Annotated in this window: 1 protein-coding gene; it reads right to left on the bottom strand. The window is 40.2% G+C overall.

Going from position 1 to position 249, the window contains the following annotated elements; translation table 11 throughout:
* Positions 1 to 249: hypothetical protein (locus R2R70_RS22085; protein WP_410979211.1), on the bottom strand; the 249-nt coding region annotated here is incomplete at both ends.

Genomic DNA, 249 nt, shown 5'->3' with positions numbered 1-249 from the left:
CCTTGCTTTGATTACTAAGGTTATTGCCATACTTACTTGTTAAATTGTTTGCATTGAGCTGCGCTTGTCGTTGGTACAGCGAAATCGTTTGTTTAAGTTCATTGTTTTTTGCTACAGCAGACGACTTGTCATCCAATGTACGGATTTTTTGTTTAAGGGAATCAATTTGAGCTGCTGATTGAGCAAGGTTGATTTTACGACCTAGGGAGGAGAGGGTAGCGTCTGATAAAACACCTTGTTCACGAAGTC

It is taken from the genome of Cobetia sp. SIMBA_158, from assembly GCF_046566945.1.
Taxonomy (GTDB): Bacteria; Pseudomonadota; Gammaproteobacteria; order Pseudomonadales; family Halomonadaceae; genus Cobetia; species Cobetia amphilecti.
This window is presented reverse-complemented; position numbering and strand designations above follow the sequence as displayed.